Here is a 23152-nt window from a genome sequence, read left to right as displayed (position 1 = left end):
TCGTCATCCTCAGCGGCAAACTCACTGCTCTGACTGCTGGCTGTGTTCAGTCATTTCAAGCGATCCTCCGCCGGGCGCCTGCGGTGCTTCGGCGGTGCTCCCGGCTGAGGTCTCGACGGCAGCAACGGCCTGATCATATCTGGCGGCAACTTCTTTCCAATCAATATGATTGAAAAAAGCTTCCGTATATTTGCGTCGGTCAAGCTGATAATCCAGCATGTAGGCATGTTCCCAAACATCCATCACAAGCAGGGGTTGGCATCCTGCCGGGTGATTGATTTCATGCTCGTTGATCCAAAAATTGGCCAAACGCCCGCTGGCAGGGTCAAAGTATAAAACCACCCAGCCTATGCCGCGCATGGAGCCGGTAGCCAAAAAATCTTTCTTCCATAGTTCAAAACTGCCGAAATTGTTTACGATGGCGTCATAGATTGCTTCACCGGGGTCACACGGCTGTCGGTTTCCCAAGTTGGAAAAGTAAAGCTCGTGCAGTTTCATGCCGTTGAACTCGAATCCCAGCCTTCGTTTCAACTCGGAATACTCCACTGAATCGACCTCGCCGGACTTGATGAGGGAGTTCACTTTATCCAGGAGCATGTTGGTATTTTTGACGTAGCCCTGATACAGACTGAAATGGTTCTCAAGGAGCATGTCGCTGAATCCTTCCATTCCTTTCAGCCGACTGAAGTCTTTAGCCCGATAATCTTTGACCGGCTGCACCCTCCTGCCGGCGGAGTCGTGCATCGATTGCTCGCACCCGGCCAGAGACAACCCAATGGTTAGCACCAGAACACAAAACAGGTAGAATCTTTTCGGCATTTTATTCTCCTTCCAGTCAGTGGGTCTTTCGTTCAACCCTTTCGTCATGGTTGCGAACGTTTCCTGCTGCTCACCGGTTATGGAATATCAAGTGAAAAACTTAATCCATGTCTTGTGGGTAGGCAAATAAAAACTGGTCGAAGCGCGGCACTCGGGGCACACTCCCTCTTCCCCCGCGGCGCTGACCCTTACCCACAAATCGTCCCGCGGTAATTGCAGGATGCGCCCCTTCGCCGCGCGGGGGGAAGAGGGAACCGGCACATTGCACTGGCCGGGGCGTCGACACGGCAACCCGCCCAGTGGTTCAAGTGGGTCTAACGAACAAGTGAGAGGGCGCTCTCGGACAGGTTCCTTACGGCAGAAAAATATAGCTTCCAAGATAATGTTTCTGGTTAAGGTTGGGTTGAGTCACGCGTTTCGCGTGACGAAACCCAACGCTTATTTTGCCGGGTTTCGTACCTCAATCCAGCCTACGTTGGAAGCCGAATCATTTTTTTGAACAAAATAGTATACTGGAGAATATTCGCAAACACGACATGCACGACGAATTGTGGTGGAAATCCCCCAGTCCCGCACAATCTGTGCTTGTGTTTGGCGCCGGAGAGTGAGATAAAAGTCGGCACTTGTTTCTGTGTCCCATGTTGGTATATAAGTATTTAAAGTCTCTGGGTTTTTTGTTCTTATCAACTTTTTTTTAAAAACTTTGAAATATGCTCAGGACGAGGGGACGGCGTTGTTTTTGATTTACAGAAAGCTGTCTGTGCCTTTAAGCGGGTATTTTACCTGCCCGAACACAATCCGGTCGAGGAGAAACTTACTATGAAGCAGGATCTGCAAGTCGAGACCTTACAAATGCAACTACCCTATTATGAACTTGCCCGCAGGAGAGGAAGAATGATCCAGATGGATTGGAGAGCCGAGTGGGAAAGGTTTGATGCCAACCGACTCTTCACCTTCGATGTCTCTTCACTCTCCGAAGAGGGCCTGGGGCCCATGCGCGAACGTCGCTATTCTCTGTTGGACGGCAATCATGCCGCTCTGTCCGTGTTAACCCGACTGGTCGACGGTCTCTGTGGTTATCCCATCACGCCTTCAACACCCATTGCAGAGGACTTTGCCAGGGCAGCGGCGAATGGAGTCAAGAACCTGTTCGATAGAGAATTGATGTATTTTCAGCCAAGCGACGAGCTTTCGGCAATCGCTGCGGTGGAAGCAATGGCTTCGCAGGGCGGCCGCTACGTCGACAATACCTCATCGCAAGGCCTCGTTCTGAAAACCAAGAATCTCTTCTCGGTGGCCGGCAAGAGGCTGCCGGTGGTGATGACGGTCATGGCAAGAGAAGTCAACAAGGGATCACTCAGCATCCATTGCGGCCACACTGATTTCTATGCGGTGCGGAATGCGGGCTGGGCGCAGTTGGTCTCGGCAGACAACCAGGAACTGCATGATTTGCTGCCGATCGCTTTCAAGGTCAGCGAATTGCGTCAGGCCATGCTGCCCAGTATGGTGATCGGGGACGGCTTTATCAAGAGTCATGCGCTGGAGAACATAGGGGAGCTGTCGGACGCATTCCTGAAGTATTTTGTTGGCCCACCCAACAGATTTTATCAGCCCGACTTCAATCACGGCACTCTCATGGGGACCTTCACCGACACGGAACTGACCATGGAGGGGCAGGTGGCTCAGGATCTGGCCTATCGCTTTCTCAAGAAGGGCTACATCGCCGCCATGAATGCGATGAACAGGATTTTAGGCACCAACCTCAAAGTGGTTGAGAACTACCGTACCGAAGATGCCGACATGGTGATCGCCATACTCGGTTCCGCGGTGGGAGTGGTCAAGGATGTTGTGGACCATTACCGCGCGACACGGGGGTGGAAAGTGGGAGTGGTTCGGCCGGTGTTGTTTAATCCTCCCTGCTATGAGGAATTGGCCTATGGGGTGAGGAACGCCAGGGCGATCACGGTGCTCGAGCGCACCGGCATGGCCCACAATCAACTCTTACTGGCCGATATCCAGGCCGCATTGCAGATTTCCCACCGTGCCGGGCGGGAAGGTAGAGAGGAGCACAAGATTTATGCCCGCGATGACATGCCGACCCTGTTGCATGGGGTGTATGGCATAGGCAGCAAGGATTTCAACAAGTATGATGCGGCGGCGGTGGTGGAAAATATGAAGGCCTGCATGGAGAGAGAAAGGGGCCATTTTCACAGGGATTTTTTCGTTGGTATCGATGGTCCATACACCCTGCGCCCGGTTAAGCTGGAAGACTACCAGGAGCGAGAACTGGGGATGACTTTCGTCGGGATTGGCTCAGAGGGCGTCAAGACAGCCCTCGAGACGGCCGGTTTCATCTATGCGGAAGACGGCGGCAACGGCTGCAAATACATTCAGTCGGGGGCACGTTATGGAGCAGCGCGCAAAGGGGCCGCCGTTTTCATGAATCTGCGTATCAGCGATCATCCCATTCGCAACAGCTCAGAACTCACCGAACGAGATGTGCTCGCCTTTTTCAATGATAAGTTTCTGCTGGATCAGATACTGCGAGAATATGTGGGCGGCCTGAAAGAGAAGGGATTGTTCGTGGTCAACAGTCACAGGAGTGCAGCGCAGCTTTTGGCGTCATTTTCGCCCTACATCAGGGGCTTGATCGAAGAGCGCCAGATCAAGCTCCTCGTTTTCGATGCCACTCAGGCTGCTCTCAAGCATCTGAACAAGAACTTGCCCGGAGCAGCGATTCTGGGATTGGTCAACAGGGAGATGGGTGTTCTTTCGGAGGAGGAATTTGAAAGCCGTTTCAGGAGGATTCTGCAGGCGAAGCTTGCCAGGAAAAAGGGCGGCGAAATCGTCGATGCCAACATTGCACTGCTCCGCCACGGTACGGCACTGGCCGAGGCGAGCGGTTCCAGTGAAATGGTCGTGCGGGCAGGTAATTTCGACGCGGCCTGTGCGCCCTATCATGTGCCGCCAGCCGAAGATTTTGGGCAGGAATTCAGGGCTGCCGGACTGGCCTACGCCATGACGGAAAAAGACGAGCTTGGAACCATCAAGCCGGTCAATCTCATGGAGCGCTACGATGACCTGTTCTATAAAGATATGGTGAAGCCGATAGCCGATGGAACCAAGGTCCCCTGGGATCGATTCTTGCCCATCGTGCCGGCAGGCACCAGTAAATACCGGGACATGAGCTATATCGGAACACAACTGCCGGTGTATGATGCATCCAAGTGCACCGCCTGTGGCGTGTGTGCGGCATCCTGTCCGGATTCGGCCTTGTATTCGACCATCACCGAGCGCCCCATACCCGAGGCGGCCAAGCGTTACTTCAAAATATTCAAGAAACCGCCCAAGGGCATTCCCTGGGAGCGTTTCGCTTTGAATATCAATGTGGTCCCCGGGGCGTGCAAGGGCTGCGGCATCTGTGCTCAAGTTTGTCCCACCGATGCTCTCAAAATGGTGGATAAGCATGATGCGCTGCAGGGTGATTTCCTGCCGGAAGAGTACCAGGAATTTGACAACACCTTTGAGGCGGCCCGTCATGTGGATCGGATGCCTCCCATGCAGCAGGTGCTGTATGTTTTTTCCAAGCTCTATCCCGGTCGGCACACACTGTGTCCGGGCTGCAGCGAAGGCACCATCAGTCTGCTCACTTTTTTTGCGGCGGAATCGTTGCGCAACAATCCCCAGGGAATCGAAACGTTTTATCAGGGCATCAAGGTCCTCTCGGAAAAGAACCGGAAAAGTATCGAGCACATGCTCGACCACGGCTTCAACATCTACACCATCAACTCGACCGGCTGCAGTGAAGTTTCGGATTTGGTCAATCCCTTCAATTCCCGTATCTATCCGGCCGGCCACTACGGTTTCGGTACGGCCTCCGCTGCCGCCCTTGGCGCCAAGTTCAGTTTTGACCAGGCCTATGTCAACGGTTACAGTGACGTGTTGAGCAAAATCATTGTGTTTGCAGGCGACGGGGCCATCTATGACATTGGCAACGGTCCCTTCAACTACGCGCTGGGAGAGAGCAATGATATCACCTGGGTGATTTATAACAACGAGGGGTATATGAACACCGGAGCGCAAAAGTCGGGGGCCACCCGCTTTGGCAGCGACCGCTCCACCTCGCCCATCGGCCGCAGAAGCGCGGGTAAGACCACCCTGCATCGCAGAATCATCAGCCAGGCCATGGCCATTTCTCATGTGTATGCGGCGAAGCTCACCATCGACAATCCGCAGTATGCCATCAAGATTTTGAAAGAAGCCATTGCCTACAACGGACCGTCGGTCGTTGAATTTTTCTCTTCATGTCCCCAGGGACAACAGAGCCCCGATTGGGTCGGCCCGCTGATTTCACGCATGATGGTGGAAGCGCGCAAATGGCAGATTGCGGTCAGAAGACCGTTCCAACGGTTGGACATCTCGGCTAATCCAGAGCCCGACAAAATTTATCCTGCGTCCGGCAAGTCCTTCAAAAAGGGAATAAAACGGGATGCCGCAACGTTCTATGATGTGGTCAGCATGCTGGGACAGTACAGCCGGCATATCAAGACGCAGGAAGGCGGGGTGATTCCGGAAATCATCCAGGTAAATGAGACGGTCAGCCTGTTTCGCTGGCTGAGGAATCAGTACATGGCGGGTTATCGTGATACCATGCCGAGCGAGGAGGAAGTGGAGCGGATTGTGAACGAGCGATACAGATTTTAGACCATTGCCGCAGGTACAGGGCGGCGGCCTTGTGACGCCGCCCTGCACCTGTGGTCCGTCGGCATCTCATCGGGAGGGGTCGTAATTGCCGGCATAGAGGCACTCCGGGTGCACCCTGACAGCCGGGGGCCTGCAGGCGGGAACCGATCAATTGAAGTGGCATTCAGGCAGGAAGGAAACGAGTTTGAGGCTGCGCAACAAGACGCTGCTTATCACCGGGTTGACCTTGGTCGGGCTCATGGCGGTGTCCTATCTCATTTCATCCACCATACTAATGCGCAGCTTCGCCAGGGTTGAAGAGGAGAACACCCGGGTGAATGTTCGCCGCGCCTCAGAAGCCCTCAATGATACTCTCCGCACGCTGAACAACACGGCAGGAGATTGGGCATCCTGGGACGAAATGTACGCTTTTGCCGATAATCCTGCCGCCGAGTTCATTAAGGCCAACTTTGCGGACAGTGCCTTCACCGAGCTGAGAATAAACCTGATTGTCCTGATGGATGCGGCAGGACGTACTCTTTTTGCCAAGGCCTTCGACCTGGAAGCCGAACGCGCAATTGCTCCCCCGGCTGACATCTCCAACCAGCTGGTGAGCGGTGATCGTACGCCGCGGCCTGAGGTGGATGGAGAAGGCCTTTGCGGTCTGTTGCTGCTCCCCCAAGAAACCATACTGATCGCTGCGCGCCCGGTCCTGACCAGTGAAGGCGATGGGCCGGCGCGCGGACTTTTGGTCATGGGGCGGTATTTGGACCAAGCGCTGATCGGCCAGTTGGCGGCAAGAACTCAGCTGAATGTAACCCTGTACCGGACAGACAGCGGGCAACTGCCGGAAGATTTTTTGATTGCCAAAAGAACCCTTGCGAGAGAAAATTCCTTTTACGTCCAACCACTGAGCTCAAAATCCATAGCGGGCTATACAACGTTGCCGGAGATTCGCGGCAAACCAGCCCTGCTGCTGCGCGTAGACCTGCCCCGGGATATTTATCAACAGGGACGGCTCAGCCTTCGACATTTGATGGTCTGGCTGCTGGTGGCGGGAGTTGTGTTGAGCCTGATGACCCTATTGTTTCTCGAAAAGCTGATTTTGGCCCGCCTTGTACGCCTCAGCCATGAGGTGAGCGCTGTCACTGCCAGCGGAGACGTTACGACCAGGATATTCACGAGCGGCAGGGACGAGGTGGCGAACCTGGCCCGAAGCATCAATGCAATGCTTGGGGTGCTTGAAACTTCACAGAAGGAGTTGCAGGAAGCTCTCCTGCGTTTCGAAACAGTGATCGACCGGACTCCCCTTGTGGCCGTTCAAAGTTTTGACCGACACGGCACTATTCTTTATTGGAACGACGCCAGTCGGGATTTGTTCGGATTCGACCGCCGCCAGGCGATGGGGAGGCGCATGCAGGACACCGTCCTTTCCGCCGACGCCGTGGCGGAGTTTGAGGAGTCGATGCAGGAGCTGTGGGAGAGCGGAAAGACTCTTCCTCCGGAAGAGTGGCAGGTGCGGCTGGTCGACGGGGAAGAAAAAATCCTCTACGGTACGTTATTCCCACTCTCTAAAGAGGGGCGGACAGCTGAAATTTTTGCAATGGAAATCGATATAACGGATCGCAGGCATGCCGAAAAAAAGCTCGAATCCGTCAATCAAGAGCTGGCTGGCATGAACAGGCAGCTTGCTGAAGCGATCGAGCGGGCACAACAACTTGCCCTGGTTGCGCAAAATGCCAATGCTGCAAAAAGCGAATTTCTGGCTCGAATGAGCCACGAAATTCGCACGCCCATGAACGCTGTCATAGGTTTTACCGAAATGCTCCTGGATACGTCGTTGAGCGAGGAACAAGTTGACTATGCTCGGACCGTAAAGAAAAACGGCGAAGCTTTACTGGCATTGATCAATGACATTCTGGATTTTTCCAAGATTGAAGCGAGGCAGCTGGATCTGGAGAATATCGCGTTCGATCCGGAGGTTACGGCGCATGACGTGTGTGAGACGATCTATCCGCGCGTGCGCTACAAAGATGTGGAAGTCTTGTGCCGCATTGGCAACGAGGTTCCCGCTCTGGTCATGGGGGATGCGGGAAGATTTCGTCAGATCCTGGCAAATTTGATGATGAATGCCGCAAAGTTTACCGAGTCCGGTGAAATAGAGCTGTCCCTCAATGTTGAACAGGAGAGCGATGATCGCCTCCAGCTGCATGTCACGGTAAGAGACACCGGCATTGGCATTCCAGCCGAGAAGCTCAATGACATTTTTGAATCGTTTCAACAAGGCGACGCATTCACTACCAGAAGATACGGCGGCAGCGGCCTTGGCCTGACCATTTGCAGGCAGTTGGCGCGGCTTATGGACGGCGATGTGTGGGCCGAATCGACCCTCGCGGAGGGAAGCCGGTTTCACTTTGTGGGTTGGTTTGGGAAGGCCGGGAAAACCCTCGAGAAAAGATTGAGTCGAGGATCACTCGTTGGCAAAAAGGTATTGGTGGTCGACGACAACCGAACCAATCTGGAGATCATGCAACACCTGCTGGAATCGGCCAAAGTGCGTTGCATCACTTTGCGCGAAGGGGCTTTGGTGATTCCTACTCTTGTGCAGCAGCTGGAAGCCGGTGATCCCGTCGATCTTTGCATCCTTGACATCCAAATGCCTATGGTCAGCGGTTATGATGTGGCCGTAGCCATTCGGGCCATGCAGCCTCCCATTGCAGGAATTCCTCTGCTGGCCTTTTCTTCGTCCACCCTGTTCGGAGTCAAGAAGAGTCAGCAGGCCGGCTTTGATGGATTTCTGCTCAAACCGGCACGGCGCGAGAGGCTGCTGGAAATGATGGAAAGACTGCTCGGCAAAGAAACACGGGGCGCCGCAGAGAAACCGGCGCCGATCGTCACTCAGTACAGTCTGCGTGACGAAGCCAAGCACTCGGTACGCATCTTGCTCGTTGAAGACAATCCGGTCAGCCGGAGGCTGGCCCAATTGTTATTGTCAAAAGCCGGATACCGGGTTGATCCAGCCATCAATGGACGGGAGGCGGTGGAGACCTATCAAAGGGATCCGGGCAAATTTGATCTGATCATCATGGACATTCAAATGCCCGAAATGGATGGACTGGAAGCGACTCGTGTGATTCGTCAGGCCGGCTTTGATAAGATTCCCATAATCGCCATGACGGCGAATGCGCTGGAGAGTGACCGTGAGGACTGCTTCAAGGCGGGAATGAATGATTACATCGCCAAGCCAATCAGGCGCGAATTGGTCTATGAAATCGTGAAGAAATGGGTATTTCCCAAGGAGGGGGCATGAATCTGACTGATAAGGCGAGAGCCCTTGGATTTGATCCCGCGGAGTTGCGCGAACTGCTGGACCTTTTTGTAGAAACGTCCCTTGCCGATCTGCAGACATTGCACACGGCCCTTGACCAGAACCGTCCCGAACTGGCGGTCATCGCTTCCCATTCCATCAAGGGCGCAGCCAGGAGCCTGGGCTTCGATGAATTGTCCGCCAAACTTGAAACGATCGAATCCAACGCCCGCCGCAACAGCTTGGTTGCGGGGCGCGAGCTGCTCGAATCGGTACGCGCCGAAATTGATACAATCGTGCAGGCACTGAAAAAGCTTGATTCAACCGCTCCTGCATAATCTTTTAACGGCGCAATGCTTCATTTGCCGAGCTGTCCGTTGTTAAGACCGCCTCGGGGCCTGGTCCGAGAACCCCTTCTCCCTGGAGGGGAAGAGGAATTTCCCATGGGCGGGCAGGCTCCTGTTGCAGCCGATCGCGAATTCTGTTGGAGATGCATAGATGAAGAAAATCCTGGTCATCGATAATCATCCGGTCATCCTCAAGTTCATGAGCGGCCTCCTCAGCAAAGCCGGGTATGAAGTCTTGACGGCCGAAGACGGGCTTTCCGCCCTTGATCTATTGCAGACCTGTATTCCGGATGTGATCTTCATTGATCTCATTATGCCCAACATCGACGGAAAAAAGCTCTGCAGGATAATACGCCGTATGCCCGACTTTGAAAGGGTTCGGCTGGTGATTTTGTCCGGTGTTGCGCTGGAGGAAGAAATCGATTGCGCGGCGCTGGGGGCGGATGCCTGTATCGCCAAGCGGACTTTCAAAGAGATGGAGGAAAGCGTCCTGGGTGTGCTGGAATCCGGCGAGTCGGCGCTTGTGCGTCACGCGGGGAAAAATGGCGGCGCCATGTGGCCCAGACAGATAACTCGAGAATTGCTGTCGGACAAGAGACATTTGGAAGTCATTCTGGAAAGCGTTGCCGAGGGCATCCTGGAATTGAACGCTAAGGGGCGCATCATATATTGCAACTCGACGGCCCGGACCATCATGGGTCTTTCCGAAGAGGATCTGTTGGGAGGGCAGTTTGTAGAGCACTTTGCGCATGCTGATCAAGAACGGGTGACGGGGGCGCTGCAAAGGATCGGCGCCGGACCGCAGACGATCGGCGAAGATTCCCCCATAAGAATCAATGAAAAGCAAGTCTCCATCAGATTTCTGCCGATGATCGGCTCTGTTTTCGGAACGATTCTCATTGTCAGTGATATAACGGACAAAAAACTCATGGAGCTACAATTGCAGCAGGCCCAGAAAATGGAAGCCATCGGCTTGTTGGCTGGAGGCATTGCTCATGATTTTAACAACATACTGACGGCCATCGTGGGCAACGTTTCCCTCGCGAAAATGTATTTGAAAAAGGAAGACAAAGCCTACGCAAAGCTGGTGGAAGCGGAAAAATCGGCCATGCGGGCACGCGACCTGACCTTGCAGCTGCTCACCTTCTCCCGGGGGGGTGCGCCTTTGAAAAAGGCCGTTTCATTGCCGGAAGTCTTGCAGGAATGCAGCAGGAATATTCTGAAGGATCCCGCCGTCAAGTGTGAAATCCGGGCGGATGACAATCTTTGGCCCGTTGATGTCGATGAAGGACAAATTTCTCATGCCATCCAGAATCTGTTGAAGAACTCTCAGCATGCTATGCCGGGAGGCGGCCTCATTCAAATTTCCGCAACAAATCGCAGCATTACCGGCAAACAGGAGCTGCCCGTGGCAGCCGGAAAATATGTCGAGGTAACGGTGTCCGACCAGGGGGAGGGAATAGCCCGGGAGAATCTGCCGAAAATTTTCGATCCGTACTTTACAACCAAGCACAAGGGAAGTGGCCTGGGGCTGACGATTGCCTATTCCATTGTCAAGAATCACAAGGGGTGCATCAGGGTAGAATCGGAACTGGGCAAAGGGACCACTTTTTGCCTCTATCTTCCCGCCGCGCTGAGTGAGCTGGGCAAGGCCGCCACCGCAGAGTCTGGTTCGCAGGGCAGGGGGAAGATACTGGTTATGGACGACGAGGAAGTCGTGCGGGAAGTCGTCGGCGAAATGCTCGAGGTCCTTGGGTATCAAGTTGAATTTGCCGCAGAAGGGGAGACGGCCATTCGACGGTATGCAGAGGCCATCGATTCGCAAGGGCCGTTTGATGCGGTCATTATGGATTTGATCGTACCCGATGGGCTGGGCGGAAAAGAGGCCGTCGGGCGCTTGCTGCAAATTGATCCTGCTGCCAAAGTCATTGTGTCGAGCGGGTATTCGGAAGATCCCGTCATGAGTGAAGCTCACTGCTATGGGTTCAAAGGCGTAGTGAGCAAGCCGTTCAGGATAGAAGATCTCGACCGGGTCCTGCAGGAAGTGATCAATGCCGGGAATAACGCATGAGGGAGTTTGCAGTTCCCGCACCTCCCGCCGCGCACTGCCCTGGCGATGGTTTTGCACAAGGGAGCGGCGAACCCCTGATCCGTTATACATTGAGGAGTGGACAATGGCCCATCAAATCTTGATTGAAGAAGGTGTTTATCCGGCGGAGGAAGCGTTTCTGCTGACCTCTGGCCAAAGCGGCATGGTTCTGGAAAATACCGGCATCGAAGTGTACCTGGATCGAGCCGGTCAGCGCTGCGTGCGAGGTCACGCCCAGGCCGTGAATCTCTCCCTGGTGCAACTGTTGGAGGATCATGACGAAGTGGACATGCTGTTTGATCTCGGGGGCCAATTCAAATACTTGATGAAAGCGCCTGTCTTGAAGGCCGGGAAAGTCTTCTCTCCCGACGTCAAGTCAATCATCCATTTCGTTTCCCGGAGTCCGCTGAAAAAATTGCCGGAGGATGACTACAGGCGCATCCGTGATCAACTGGCGCTGGTCCGTTAGCGGTTCCGCCCGGGGGGGCGTGCTCGCTGAATCACTTGCCGAGCATACCCTCCATGAGCGATTGTGAAGCGGGATGTTCGCCAAACCAGATGCTCCAGAGGGCAGCCATGAAATCGTGGCCGGGGATGACGGCTTTCTGCCTGCCCTGGATGATGACCTCCGTTCCCCTGTCGGGCAGGTAGGAAATCTGGACGGTTTGCCCGGATTTAACCGGTTCGTCAAAGCAGCTCAAAAACGTGTTGATTTTCTCTTGAAGCTTGGCGTCGGGGTGGGGGGTGTTGGCGGCAAAACCTTCTTTCCAGCCGTCCACCCATTGTTGGCCGGTAACTTCTTTGTACACTACGTGGATGAGCACCGCCTTGGGCTGTTCCATATCAATCACCCGGCGTCTGTCCGTTGTGTGCTGTTGAAGATAGAGTCCTCCATAGTAGACGGTTACAAAAAATTTCTTGCGTATGCCAATGCCTGTCAATTGGCATACGTCCTGGCCGATTTTCATTTCATCGGGAAACGAGACTCCTTTGAAATCCCTTGCGCTGATCGCAGATGTACCGATCAAGAATGCCGTAACACCCATGACCCCCAGTCGAAAGAACTGACTCCACTTCCCTCGTTGCCGCATTGATAGCCTCCTTTTCATGCAGTACGGATCAATCTCGAACGTATGCCGGCCGTCGGGTCGGGCTTGATCCTGTCAATCCCAATTGTCTTTCATGCCCGCAGTCTCCATTCCATTGTGAGCCTCGGGCCAGTGTTTTTATGCATGCTAGCGCAAAGCCACGGAAATGAGAACTGGATTGGTGCCCTGCAGAGTGCCCTCAAGCCGATGAGCCAGAGCGGCGATGGGAGCTAATCCGTCAGAGACAGTAAAAAATCCAGGTACAGCCGGGCAGCCTGGACGACCTGGGAGAAAGGTACTGATTCGTCCGGCGCATGGGCTTTTTCCAACTGCCCGGAACCGAGAATGACGGGCTTCATTCCGGCAGCCCAAAGCAAATTGGCATCGGAGTGGCTGCGGAACGCCTGAGGTTTCCAGGGCAGGGAATTCTTTGCAAATACCTGTTTGAGTGCTTCCACCGTGGGCCATTTTTCCGGCAGCTCGTATCCGGCATGAATTGTGGCAAAGCGCAGAGTGCCGTCAAAGTTCTCGTTTTCTTCACGTTCCTGCAAAAGGACCTGCTCGAGTCCGAGAGTGATCTCACCAATGGCGGCGGTGGGAGGCAGATGCAGGTCCAGCCAGGCATCGCAGCGATCGGGAACGGCAAAGCCCGCGTGTGAGCTGTTGAGCTCGCGGATGTTGTACACCATTTCGGGGAGCTGAGTCTCAATGTGGTGAGAAAGCTTCAGCAGCACACGCAGCATTGAGTCGATCGGGTTCTGTCCCAGGTTGGCCAGAGAAGCGTGCATACGCGTGCCGCGCGTGGTGACGTGGGCTTCCAGATAGCCGTAGTGGCTCAGGCAGGGATGCAGGTCCGTAGGTTCACCGATCAGCACCCAGGGGAAGTAGTATTCTCTGGCCAGCTTTTGGGCTCCATCGCCCTCTTCTTCTTCGCCAACCACCAGAGCCAATGCCACCGGGGGCCGGTTGCGGCCGCTTTCCCAAAATGCGTGGAACGCTTCGATCATTGCTGCACAGCCACTCTTCATGTCAGCGGCGCCAAGACCGATGATCGTATCCGCTTCCTCTTCGTAGCCGTAGTTGTCCAAATCATACGCCACAACAGTATCCACGTGTCCGATGAAGGCCAGTCGAATTTCGACATCTTCCGGCACTACCAACAAATTGCGTCGTGCGCCATCCACCGGCTGAACGGCTATCGGCAATCCGCTGCGCCGCAGGTAGCCCTGCAGGAAGTCAAGCACTTCTTCCTCTTTGCCGGAGGGGCTGTAAATGTTGATGAGCCGGCGCAGTAGATTGCGCAGCCGTTCAGGCTTAATGATTGGATGGGCACTATTCCTCATCGTGCAGCCTGTATCTCGAGGTCGCCTTTCTTTCCCGCAACTGCCGCAGTTGTGGGTCCAGGTTGAGGGAGAGATAGATGTGCTCCTGTGGATTGCCAAAGCCCATCTTGCGGAAAAAGTGCAGTGCCGGCAGGTTATCCGCCTCTGTGTCCACCAGCAGGATTCTCACGCCTTCGGCAATCATCAGGTCGCGAAAACGATGAAACAGTTTCGATGCGATTCCCTGACCATGATGATCGGGATCCACCCCAAGCCAAAACAGATGCCCGTATTTCCACGCCGACCGACTCTTGGTCAGGGTGGTCCCCAAAGCAAAACCGACAATGCGATCGTCCGCTTCGGCAACCAGGCAGAATTCAGAATCAGAATGGAACAGGTCAATCACCTCGAAATCGTCCCAGGTACGATATAAATTGGGCACCTCCTTGGCGGTAAAAAGCCTTTCACCCAGATGAAAGACGGTTGCCAGGTCATCGATATCCATCGGCCTTACGGCCACATATACCTTTCTGTTTTTGTCTTCGGAATCTTCAGCTGATTTCATGGCTATGCGTTGTTCAAGCTGTCGGTTGTTTTTGCAAGTCTGCGCCCCTCTGACCGGCGGCTAAGACGTCTTCCTCTGATTCGATGTATGGCCGCGCTGCGCAACTTTGCTTTGCGCTTGTAGTCGCCGTACTTTCAAAAACGTCCTGACCGGGCCATAGTGGGCTTTTCCTCCTCAACAATTATACCTCAATCATGGACGATGCTCTATCACTAAAGCAGAACAGTGAAAGTATCCAGATCCCTGCCCACCTGAATCCTGTCGAAACGCTTTCTGGCTGCGGATTCCAGTTCATCCAGCTGGGATTGATCATAGCGCGGACTGATGTGAATCAGAACCGCACGACCGACACGGGCGCGTCCGGCAATACGCGCTGCTTCGGTTACCGTCAAATGGCCCTTGGTCTCCGCATGCCGGGCGTGCTCCGGCAGGAACATCCCCTCTATGAACGCCATATCGACCTCATTGCACAGCCGGTAGATATTTTTGGTGGTACGGGTATCGACGATGTAGGCGATATGCCTTCCCCTTCTTGCGGGCCCCATGACTTGTTCAGGAGATATCAGGCGGCCGCTTTCGCCGGCCACCCTTTCTCCCTTCTGAATTCTGCTCCACAAGGGCCCTTGCGGAATGCCCAGAGCTCTTGCCCGCTCAGGACTGAATCGACCGGGCCGTTCGACTTCCTCCAGCCGATACCCCAGACAAAAACGCGTGTGCAGCAGAGGCCGCCAGTAAAGCCGCACCTGCTCGTCCTGATAAGCAAGTTCGTCAGAGTGGCCGGACCATTCCACAACATGCACTGCATAGTTGGTGTAAAAATCCAGCAGTTTTTGGTTCTGGTTGACAAACTCGGCGATTCCCGGAGGACCCAGGATCGTCAGTGGATCAGGGTCCTCCATTTGCGCTCGCAGCATCATCAGGCCGGGGATGCCCAGGCAATGATCCGCATGCAGATGGGATACCGCGATGAGTCCAAGACCGCGCATGCCGAGTCGCGTCTTCTTCCACCCCAGCTGGTTTCCCTCACCGGCATCAAACAGATAGATGCGGCCGTTGAGCCGCACCGCAAGAGAGCACAGCAAACGCTGCGGCAAAGGCGCCATTCCACCGGTTCCAAGCAAAATGCAATCCACCAGATCTACTCCCGCACCTCATGGTATCCGTTGGCTTCAGCGCGGCCCCTCATCCGTCGCAGGATATTGCATACGCTGCAGTATTCCCCGTACGACGGCTCTCCACACACTCTGCATGCCTGGAATGCCGATTCCAGTTGGGGCGGCTTTCTGCGGTCGATGAACGTGTATAGAAAATCCCGCTTGGTGCCCGGCATCTTATCTTCCAGAAACGACAGGGCTTCCTGGAAAGTCCGGCTGGTCGCACCCTTGGAAAAGGGGCATTCCATCTCGAGGGGAAGAATATGCATCAATTTGCAGTAGGTTCTGATTTCTTTAGCTTCGAGTCGATATAACGGTTTCAATTTAGCAGGCAGGCGTGCATGGGTGGAAGGAAGATAGGGATACTGCCTGTCCAGATACTGAGTGCGGTGGCGAACCAGGTTTCCAAGCAGTCGCCCCGCTTCATCGTCCAGGTTGTGCCCCATGGCCAGATTGTGGAAACCCTCATTTACCGAGAAACGATTGATCAGCTGCCGCTTGATGGTTCCACAAATGGAGCAGATGGCGCGCCTTGTGCGCTGCTGAATTTCGGGCAGGGTGAATCCCAGAGCGGCAGCAACAGAATAGTGCGACCAGTTGAGGTTTCTGTCTGCAGCAAATTTTTCCACGGTGTCAATCGAGGACTTGGAAAAATCACCGATCCCCAGGTCCAGATGGATCCCTTTGGTGACGTACCCGAGTTCGTTCAGGGCCGCCCAAAGGGCCAGTGAATCCTTGCCCCCCGAGACTGCGATGAGGATGGGCTGATCGCGTTCAATGGGGAACTTTTTCATGGCGCGCCGTACGGCTGTCCTGAAATAGTGCAGAAAGCAGCTGCAACAGAGGATGGTGTGATGGCTTGTGAGCCGTATGTTGGGATGTTGCCGGCAGCGTGTGCACTTGGCGCCCGCTGGAAATTCTGCAAAAACGTCCTTCATGTTTCTTTTTTTCCTTTCCACCGCTACACCTTGCAGGTGAGGGCGTACTATATCGAATATCGCGGCGATAGACAAAGACCAATGAAATCCGGTGGAACTCCCCTTGTTCTTGCATAGACAAGTGGGATAGGATTGAGCAAACCGCGGGTGTAGAGTGTCAGGCACGTGTCACGGCATGTCGCCGCCTGGTGGAAGCGCAAACAGGGAGCAATTCAGCAAAACACAACAGTTGCGAAAGGAGTTCAAATAGGGCGATGCACGGAATGCATTACGAGGGAATGATCATACGGCCTCCGAGCGAGGCCGACAGCATATTATTACAGGTTACGGTGGGCTGTTCGCACAATAAGTGTACCTTCTGCGGTACCTATAAAGGGGTTCGCTTCAAAATCAAAGACGCCGCCGTTATCGATCAGGACATTGACTATGCGGCGGAAAACTTTCGTTTTTTAAAACGGCTGTTTATCACCGATGGCGATGCGCTCATCCTGCCTCAAGCCAGGCTGACCCAAATTCTCAGCCGAATACGTGAAAAAATGCCGTGGATACAAAGAGTCGGGCTCTATGGCAATGCTAAAAGTATCTTGCGCAAGAGCTCACAGGAGCTCGAAGAATTGCGCGACCTGGGTCTCGGCATCGTCTACCTCGGCTTGGAGAGTGGGGATGCACAGGTGTTGCAGGACATCCACAAGGGTGTGTCACGCGAGCGCATGATTGAAGCCGGACAAAGGATACGGGCAGCGGGGATCAAGCTTTCGGTCACGGCACTGCTGGGCATTGCCGGCCTGGAGCGTTCCCTGCAGCACGCCCGCGCCACCGGTGAAGTGCTTTCGGCGATGGACCCGAATTACGTCGGCGTGCTGACGCTCATGATTCTGCCCAATACCGAATTGGCAGAGCAGGTCAGGCGGGGAGAATTTCGCCTCATGGAACTGCCCGAATTGTTGCGCGAACTGCGAGAAATGCTTGCCTGCACGAACCTCACGCGCGGGCTGTTCCTGTCCAACCATGCGTCCAACTATTTGGCCCTCAAGGTTAAGATGCCTGCAGACAAAGACAAGGCTTTGGAGCTTATCGACAGGGCTCTGCAGGGAGATGTTCAGCTGCGGCCCGAGTGGGCGAGGGCGTTGTGAGTTGCGGAGTTAGTATTGGCCCCATTTCAATTTGGTTCGCAGGATTTCAAAGTAGTCTATGGTAGGGGTTTTGATCAGGCTGAGGGGATTGGGAGCGGCAGATATCAAGATTTTGTCCGATGAAAACAACTCACATCCCACCTGGCCGTCACAGGTCAGACTGACATCCTTAATGCGCTCTCCCAGTTCCACTTGAATGACAACCTGGGAGGGCAGAATGATAGGGCGATTGGTCAGAGTGAAGGGGCAAATGGGTGTCAAAACCGTACAGTGCGAGGTGGGATACACGATCGGTCCGCCTGCGGACAGGTTGTAGGCCGTGGAACCGGTGGGTGTGGCAACAATAAGGCCGTCTGCCCGGTAGTGCGTCAGATAACGATCATCGATGCTGATCTTGACGTCGATGATTCTTGCCAGAGCACCTTTGTTTATGACCACATCGTTGAGCACGCTTTGACGAAAAATTTCTTTGCCGTCGCGCCGGCTGGACACCTGCAGGCGCATGCGTTCCTCAATCTCGTAATTGCCGTCAAGGATGGTCTGCAATTCGCGGTAACAGGTTTCTTTGCTGATTTCGGTCAGAAATCCCAATCCACCCAAATTGACTCCGACTATGGGAGTGGCGCGGTCTTCCAGGAATCGCGCCACGCTCAGAAGGGTACCGTCACCGCCCAGCACCACGGCAAGTTCGGCGTTATGCGGAATATCAATCCTCTCATGACCACAGGCCAGGTCGGAATCATCAATGTTCTGGGCGCAGAAAACCTCGATGTGCTGCCGTTCAAACCAGGCTCTGAGACGGTTTGCCAGTTTTTCGGCGTCCGGGCGTGAACGCTTGTAGATGATGGCGACATGCTGCATGCTTATCCTCCGGAGGGCGGCTTCAAGTTTTGAATCATAGGCAGACGCGGTGCCAAAAAGCAATGAAAAAGCAATGAAAAAGATTGTCAAAAAGTCTCCACTGATTTAGTCTAATCGTTCCAATTTTGCTCGTATACTGTTCACGAAAATGATTTTGGCTTCCAAGCAGGCTGGGTTGAGGTACGAAATCCAGTAAAATGGGCGTCGGGTTGAGTCACGCTAAACGCATGACTCAACCCGACCTGCACCTCGCGTCCGCTGCATCGCGGACACGCTGGGGCAGTGAACTGTGCTCAGGATGTGCTTCATATGACGACGATGGAAAACGATGTGTTGATGCAGCCTGCCGTTACGCAGAGCATCCTGGTGGTGGATGACGATGAGCAGGTCTGTGAGTTTCTTGCTGAAGCCCTTACTTTTCTGGGGCATCGGGTGGTTACCGCTGAAAACGGCGAAGAGGCCCTGAAGCTTCTGCGAAATGATCGATTTTCTATTGTCATCGCAGACATGGACATGCCCGTGATGGATGGCATGGAGCTCATTCAGCATATCGTGAGCGACATCAAGAACGCTCCGGCCATCATCGCCATCACCGGGCACAGCATGCAGTATAAATATACCGATGTGGTTGCAGCCGGCGCTGTTGATTTCATTACCAAGCCGTTCACCTTGGATGAATTGGAAGCCAAGGTCAATCGTATCATCCGTGAACGGACCCTGCTCAAGGAACTGGAACGTCTGGCGGTGCGCGACCATTTGACGGGTCTCTACAACCGCCGATATTTTCACAAAGTGGTGAAGCGCGAGGTCATCAGGGCTTTGCGCTATGACAGCTCGATATTTCTGTTGTACATCGACATAGACCATTTCAAGGAATACAACGATCGTCATGGCCACAACGCGGGGGACAGCCTGTTGGTCATGCTGGCTGATATTTTGAGCTCGTCCATTCGAGATCAGGTGGATTCAGCCTTTCGCTTTGGGGGAGATGAATTCACGGTGCTGGTGACTTCCCTCAATGGCAGTGACCAGGCGGCTGTGGATCAGGCGCTCAAGGTGGCGTACCGCATCCGGACAAAATACAACCGGCAGGGACTGCATCCTACATCCCTGTCCATCGGGATGGCGCTTTTCCAGAACAAAACCGACAGCATTGACGAGGACATTCGGAACATGATCCACCGTGCCGATTGTGCCTTGTATTACGTAAAAAACCAACTGGGTGGAGACAGCATTCATTACGATGGGGCCCAACAGGTAAGCGCGCGCCCACCTGATGCCGTCCGTTCTTCCCTGGGAAGTTCCTGAGCGTTTTCCCGTTACCCATCCGAGATTGTTTTGGCACGGCAATGCACCTCCATTTTTCCTTTTATTTCTCTTGACACCATCCACACGGGTACTTTATATAGGGCACACTTTCGGCGCGGGTCCTGATTTCTTTGGTTAAACAATTGAGAATTCATCGAAAATTGACTTTTCAAGCAGGATGGCTCGCGAACATAACCGAGCGTGTGTGAGGTTGACGAAAGAGTTGGCTTTGGTTAGCTTTACGGCTCGATTCTCGTGGGTGGGATGTTTTGAGTTCGGTTGCCATTCCACGTAAGGATGGCGAGTCCCGCAAAATTCCATTAGCTGAGTTAAGGCCCTGCAACGCTTTTCGAAGTCGCGCGGTGGCATCTCCAGGTGTTGGGCGGCAGAATAGTGGATACAGAGAGTCAAGAGGCTCTCGTAGCAGAGACAGGAGGTGACTGCCATGGGCATGGGCAAACCTGAATTCGGTTTTGGGGTCCACTTGATGGTGGATGGGTACGGTTGCGATCGATCGGTTCTGGAGGACATCAATGGGATTTATCAGTTCCTTGATGAATATCCGGAGCAGATGGACATGACAAAGATCATGCCCCCCTACGTTTTTCGTTACAGTGGCGCGGTGCCTGATGACTGGGGCGTGTCCGGGTTTGTGCTGATTGCTGAGAGTCATATCAGCCTGCACACGTTTCCGGAAAAATATTATCTCAGCCTGGACATGTTTTCCTGCAAGCCTTTCGACACGGAGCAGGCCGTTGAGCATGTCAAACAGCAGTTTCGGATTCAGAAATATGAGATGAAGGTTCTCGACCGCGGCCAGGAATTCCCCAATACGCTTCGCGAATCTGCGCAAGTGGTTCGCATGGACCGAATGCTCATGCAGCGCTCAAGATAACAGCAGCCACAACACGCTATCACAGTGGTGGGGTCCTGGTTGACGCGCGGCCGGGACCCCATTGTTGATTTGGGCCGTGGCTGCCAACCTTAGCCGCAAGCTGGTTATGCCTGCCAATGCGGGTTCATCCGGTTAATGAGTACCCGGAGTTGAAAAAAGAAAATGGACATGGCAATAACCCCAGTTGTTTGACTGTGATCGAACAACGGGAGGGGAAATCAAGCCATGTCCACATCCATACTTTACCATGCTTTCGGTCTGAAGGGTATTCACTATGAATCCACTCACTTTTTGGGAGATTGTATTTACATCAATGCCCGAATGACAGATCAATATGTGAGATGTCCAGAATGCAGAAATCGAAAAGCCAGCTTCAAAGGCCAGAAAAGAAGACTTCTGCGTATGAGTCCCATTGGAAGGAAGAGGTGCTTCTTGGACCTTTTGCTCCACCGACTCAAATGCCTCAGGTGCGGACATCTTTGGTGGCCCACTCTGCCCTTTATGGATGGCAAACACCGTTATGTCAGGTCCTTCGCACTGACAGCTTTGGATCTTTTGAAGTTCGGCACCATCCGTTCGGTCGCGGAGTACCTGGCAGTGGGCTGGGATCTTGTCAAACAGATCCACAAGGAGCGCCTCTCTTTGCTCTACAGGTCGGTTCCCTTGCATAAAGTCAAATACCTTGGAATTGATGAGTTCAGCATAAGAAAGGGCCATGAATACATGACCATTTTCGTCAATATCGAGGATGGAAGAATTCTGCATGCCGTTGAAGGCAGAAGTAAAGAAAAGATCCAACCCTTCATCGAAAAGCTCTCCAAAAAGGCAAAGAAACTCACTGCGATCGCCATGGACATGAGCGGAAGTTATTATTCTGCTGTACGTGGGTGGCTGCCTCATGTTGATATTGTCTTTGACCGTTACCACGTATCGGCTCTCATGAACCAGGCCATTGATGAAATCCGAAGAGGCCAGCAAAGAGAATTGGACAACCTCGGACAAAAAGCTCTCAAAGGGAATCGCTTCCTACTCTTGAGAAACTATGATTCCCTTGAGCCTGATCGCAAGGCCCGACTTGATGCCCTCCTTAAGGCCAATCACCCCCTTTTCATTGCTCATTCCATGAAAGAACAGTTGCGACTCTTTTGGGACGAGGACTTTGACAGTGCAAAGAGCTTCCTTGAAGTGTGGATTAAGGATGCCATGCAATCTGGAATCGGCCCCCTTGCCAAGGTGGCCAAAACTCTGGCTGGCTACAAAACAGGGCTTCTCAACTATTTTAAATATTCTATCACCAGTGCCGTTGTCGAAGGAACCAACAACAAAATCAAAACCCTTAAAAGGCAGGCGTATGGGTTCCGAGATATGGTCTACTTTAAATTGCGACTCTATCATCTCCACACCCAGAGGTACTCATTAACCGGATGAACCCCAATGCGCAGGCCGGCTGGACCGATCAGCGCGGGCGCACCATCCGCTATATTTTTATAGACAATACCCCATTGTCCTGGTACACTAAATCATGGTAAATATGGTAACAAAGCTATTAACTTAGCAGACCTGACGAGGTGCCATGCCCGTCAGCCAGCGTGCGAGAAAGAGTTTAACCTTGGAAGATGACTCGGCCATAGGCTTTCAACACTGGCTCAGAATGTTCTTCCGCCGGCTTGCCCGGATCGATGCCCCGGCAGATGTAGAAAAAGAGATCCAGCAACTGATTGATGAGGGAGAGGAACGCGGGCTCATCTCCGAAGATGAAGGGGAGATGATCCAGGGGATCTTTTCCTTCCGCGATACTATCGCGCGCGAGATCATGGTGCCGCGCACCGAGGTGGTGTGCGCGCGTGCGGAAGAAGTGACCCTGCCTGACATCATCGCACTCATTGTAGAGAGCGGTCATTCGCGCATTCCCATTTATCGGGAAAATGTCGATAACATTGTAGGAATTTTACACGCCAAGGATCTTCTCAGCTACTGGGGCAGCGATACCGCGGATATCTGCGACAAGATGCGAGCTCCTTTCTTCATCCCGGAGACAAAGAAGATCAGCGAGGTGTTAAAAGATTTACGCGACAAGAAGTCGCACATGGCGGTTGTCATTGATGAGTACGGCGGGACGGCTGGAATCTTGACCCTCGAAGACATTATCGAAGAGATCATCGGTGAGGTGATGGATGAATACGACGCCGAGGAAAGGCTCATTGCGGACAATGAGGATGGATCGATAACCGTCAATGCTCGCCTGGATGTTGAAGAGTTGGAAGACTATTTGAAAGTGGAGTTTCCTGAAGGCAAGTTTGAATCCGTAGGTGGATTCATCATCAGTCTTCTGGGAAGGGTTCCGGAGGTCGGCGAACGAATCGAATACAAGAATATCGAAATGGTGATTGAAGCTGCAAACAGTCGAAAGATAGAAAAAGTTCACGTACGCAACTTAGACCGGCAAGACCTTGAGCCTGTCTCGTCACGGGAATCCTTGAACTGAGGTCGATTTCCGTCGCTTATTCGCATGAGAGAGCGGGGAGCGCGACCAGGTCATGCACCGCACTCTTTTCAATCCCGCGGCAAATTCAGCCGTCAAACCCATTTGATTCAATACCGGCAGACATCGCCCAGACGTGGTTCGATATGGGGTGCCGTGGC

At 53.6% G+C, this 23152-nt stretch carries 16 protein-coding genes and 1 pseudogene; 10 read left to right on the top strand and 7 right to left on the bottom strand.

What is annotated here, in order from left to right; all coding sequences use genetic code 11:
• Positions 1–138: 138 nt before the first annotated feature.
• Positions 139–744: pseudogene (locus K1V27_RS14540) on the bottom strand (superoxide dismutase); the annotation flags it as partial.
• 894 nt (positions 745–1638) lie between these two features.
• Between K1V27_RS14540 and K1V27_RS14535 the strand changes: the two are divergent.
• From K1V27_RS14535 to K1V27_RS14515, 5 genes are all read left to right on the top strand, one after another.
• Positions 1639–5523: a 2-oxoacid:acceptor oxidoreductase family protein gene (locus K1V27_RS14535; protein WP_258930770.1), complete on the top strand. Its 3885-nt coding sequence runs from the start codon at positions 1639–1641 to the stop codon at positions 5521–5523.
• Between the two features lie 184 nt (positions 5524–5707).
• Positions 5708–8812, top strand: a complete 3105-nt coding sequence (locus tag K1V27_RS14530; protein WP_258930769.1) for a response regulator — start codon at positions 5708–5710, stop codon at positions 8810–8812.
• Positions 8809–9147 carry an Hpt domain-containing protein gene (locus K1V27_RS14525; RefSeq protein ID WP_258930768.1) on the top strand — a complete coding sequence of 113 codons (339 nt, stop codon included), beginning with the start codon at positions 8809–8811 and terminating at the stop codon, positions 9145–9147. The genes K1V27_RS14530 and K1V27_RS14525 overlap by 4 nt, the downstream gene beginning before the upstream one ends.
• A gap of 160 nt (positions 9148–9307) precedes the next feature.
• Positions 9308–11227, top strand: a complete 1920-nt coding sequence (locus K1V27_RS14520; protein WP_258930767.1) for an ATP-binding response regulator — start codon at positions 9308–9310, stop codon at positions 11225–11227.
• Positions 11228–11330: 103 nt separating this feature from the next.
• A complete protein-coding gene (locus K1V27_RS14515; RefSeq protein ID WP_258930766.1) occupies positions 11331–11714 on the top strand; it encodes a hypothetical protein in 384 nt (127 codons plus the stop codon).
• Positions 11715–11745: 31 nt separating this feature from the next.
• Here K1V27_RS14515 and K1V27_RS14510 read toward each other — a convergent pair whose 3' ends face one another.
• From K1V27_RS14510 to K1V27_RS14490, 5 genes are all read right to left on the bottom strand, one after another.
• The gene (locus K1V27_RS14510; RefSeq protein WP_258930765.1) at positions 11746–12336 is read right to left on the bottom strand and encodes a chalcone isomerase family protein; all 591 of its coding nucleotides are present in this window, start codon (positions 12334–12336) and stop codon (positions 11746–11748) included.
• 227 nt (positions 12337–12563) lie between these two features.
• Positions 12564–13676 (bottom strand): M20 family metallopeptidase, encoded by a 1113-nt coding sequence (locus K1V27_RS14505; RefSeq protein WP_258930764.1) that lies wholly within the window; start codon positions 13674–13676, stop codon positions 12564–12566.
• Entirely contained in the window at positions 13666–14220 is a 555-nt protein-coding gene (locus K1V27_RS14500) for a GNAT family N-acetyltransferase (RefSeq protein WP_258930763.1), read from the bottom strand. The genes K1V27_RS14505 and K1V27_RS14500 overlap by 11 nt, the downstream gene beginning before the upstream one ends.
• A gap of 212 nt (positions 14221–14432) precedes the next feature.
• Positions 14433–15353 (bottom strand): ribonuclease Z, encoded by a 921-nt coding sequence (locus K1V27_RS14495; protein ID WP_258930762.1) that lies wholly within the window; start codon positions 15351–15353, stop codon positions 14433–14435.
• A gap of 5 nt (positions 15354–15358) precedes the next feature.
• Complete coding sequence (locus K1V27_RS14490) at positions 15359–16312, bottom strand: PP-loop family protein (protein ID WP_258930761.1); 954 nt, start codon at positions 16310–16312, stop codon at positions 15359–15361.
• 254 nt (positions 16313–16566) lie between these two features.
• Here K1V27_RS14490 and K1V27_RS14485 point away from each other — a divergent pair, with 254 nt between their 5' ends.
• On the top strand, positions 16567–17445 hold the full coding sequence (locus tag K1V27_RS14485; RefSeq protein ID WP_258930760.1) for a radical SAM protein: 879 nt from the start codon (positions 16567–16569) through the stop codon (positions 17443–17445).
• Positions 17446–17454: 9 nt separating this feature from the next.
• Here K1V27_RS14485 and K1V27_RS14480 read toward each other — a convergent pair whose 3' ends face one another.
• Positions 17455–18306, bottom strand: a complete 852-nt coding sequence (locus K1V27_RS14480) for an NAD(+)/NADH kinase (protein ID WP_258930759.1) — start codon at positions 18304–18306, stop codon at positions 17455–17457.
• 309 nt (positions 18307–18615) lie between these two features.
• Between K1V27_RS14480 and K1V27_RS14475 the strand changes: the two genes are divergently transcribed.
• From K1V27_RS14475 to K1V27_RS14460, 4 genes are all read left to right on the top strand, one after another.
• The gene (locus tag K1V27_RS14475; RefSeq protein ID WP_258930758.1) at positions 18616–19614 is read left to right on the top strand and encodes a GGDEF domain-containing response regulator; all 999 of its coding nucleotides are present in this window, start codon (positions 18616–18618) and stop codon (positions 19612–19614) included.
• Positions 19615–20059: 445 nt separating this feature from the next.
• Positions 20060–20509 (top strand): adenosylmethionine decarboxylase, encoded by a 450-nt coding sequence (speD, locus tag K1V27_RS14470; RefSeq protein WP_258930757.1) that lies wholly within the window; start codon positions 20060–20062, stop codon positions 20507–20509.
• 225 nt (positions 20510–20734) lie between these two features.
• Positions 20735–21937 carry an ISL3 family transposase gene (locus tag K1V27_RS14465; RefSeq protein WP_309574017.1) on the top strand — a complete coding sequence of 401 codons (1203 nt, stop codon included), beginning with the start codon at positions 20735–20737 and terminating at the stop codon, positions 21935–21937.
• Between the two features lie 181 nt (positions 21938–22118).
• Complete coding sequence (locus tag K1V27_RS14460) at positions 22119–22994, top strand: hemolysin family protein (RefSeq protein WP_258930756.1); 876 nt, start codon at positions 22119–22121, stop codon at positions 22992–22994.
• The last annotated feature ends 158 nt before the right edge of the window (positions 22995–23152 follow it).

Source organism: Desulfoferrobacter suflitae, from assembly GCF_022603395.1.
Classification (GTDB): Bacteria; Desulfobacterota; Syntrophobacteria; order Syntrophobacterales; family Syntrophobacteraceae; genus Desulfoferrobacter; species Desulfoferrobacter suflitae.
The sequence above is the reverse complement of the archived record's forward strand: the minus strand, read 5'-3'. Positions and strand labels throughout refer to the sequence as shown.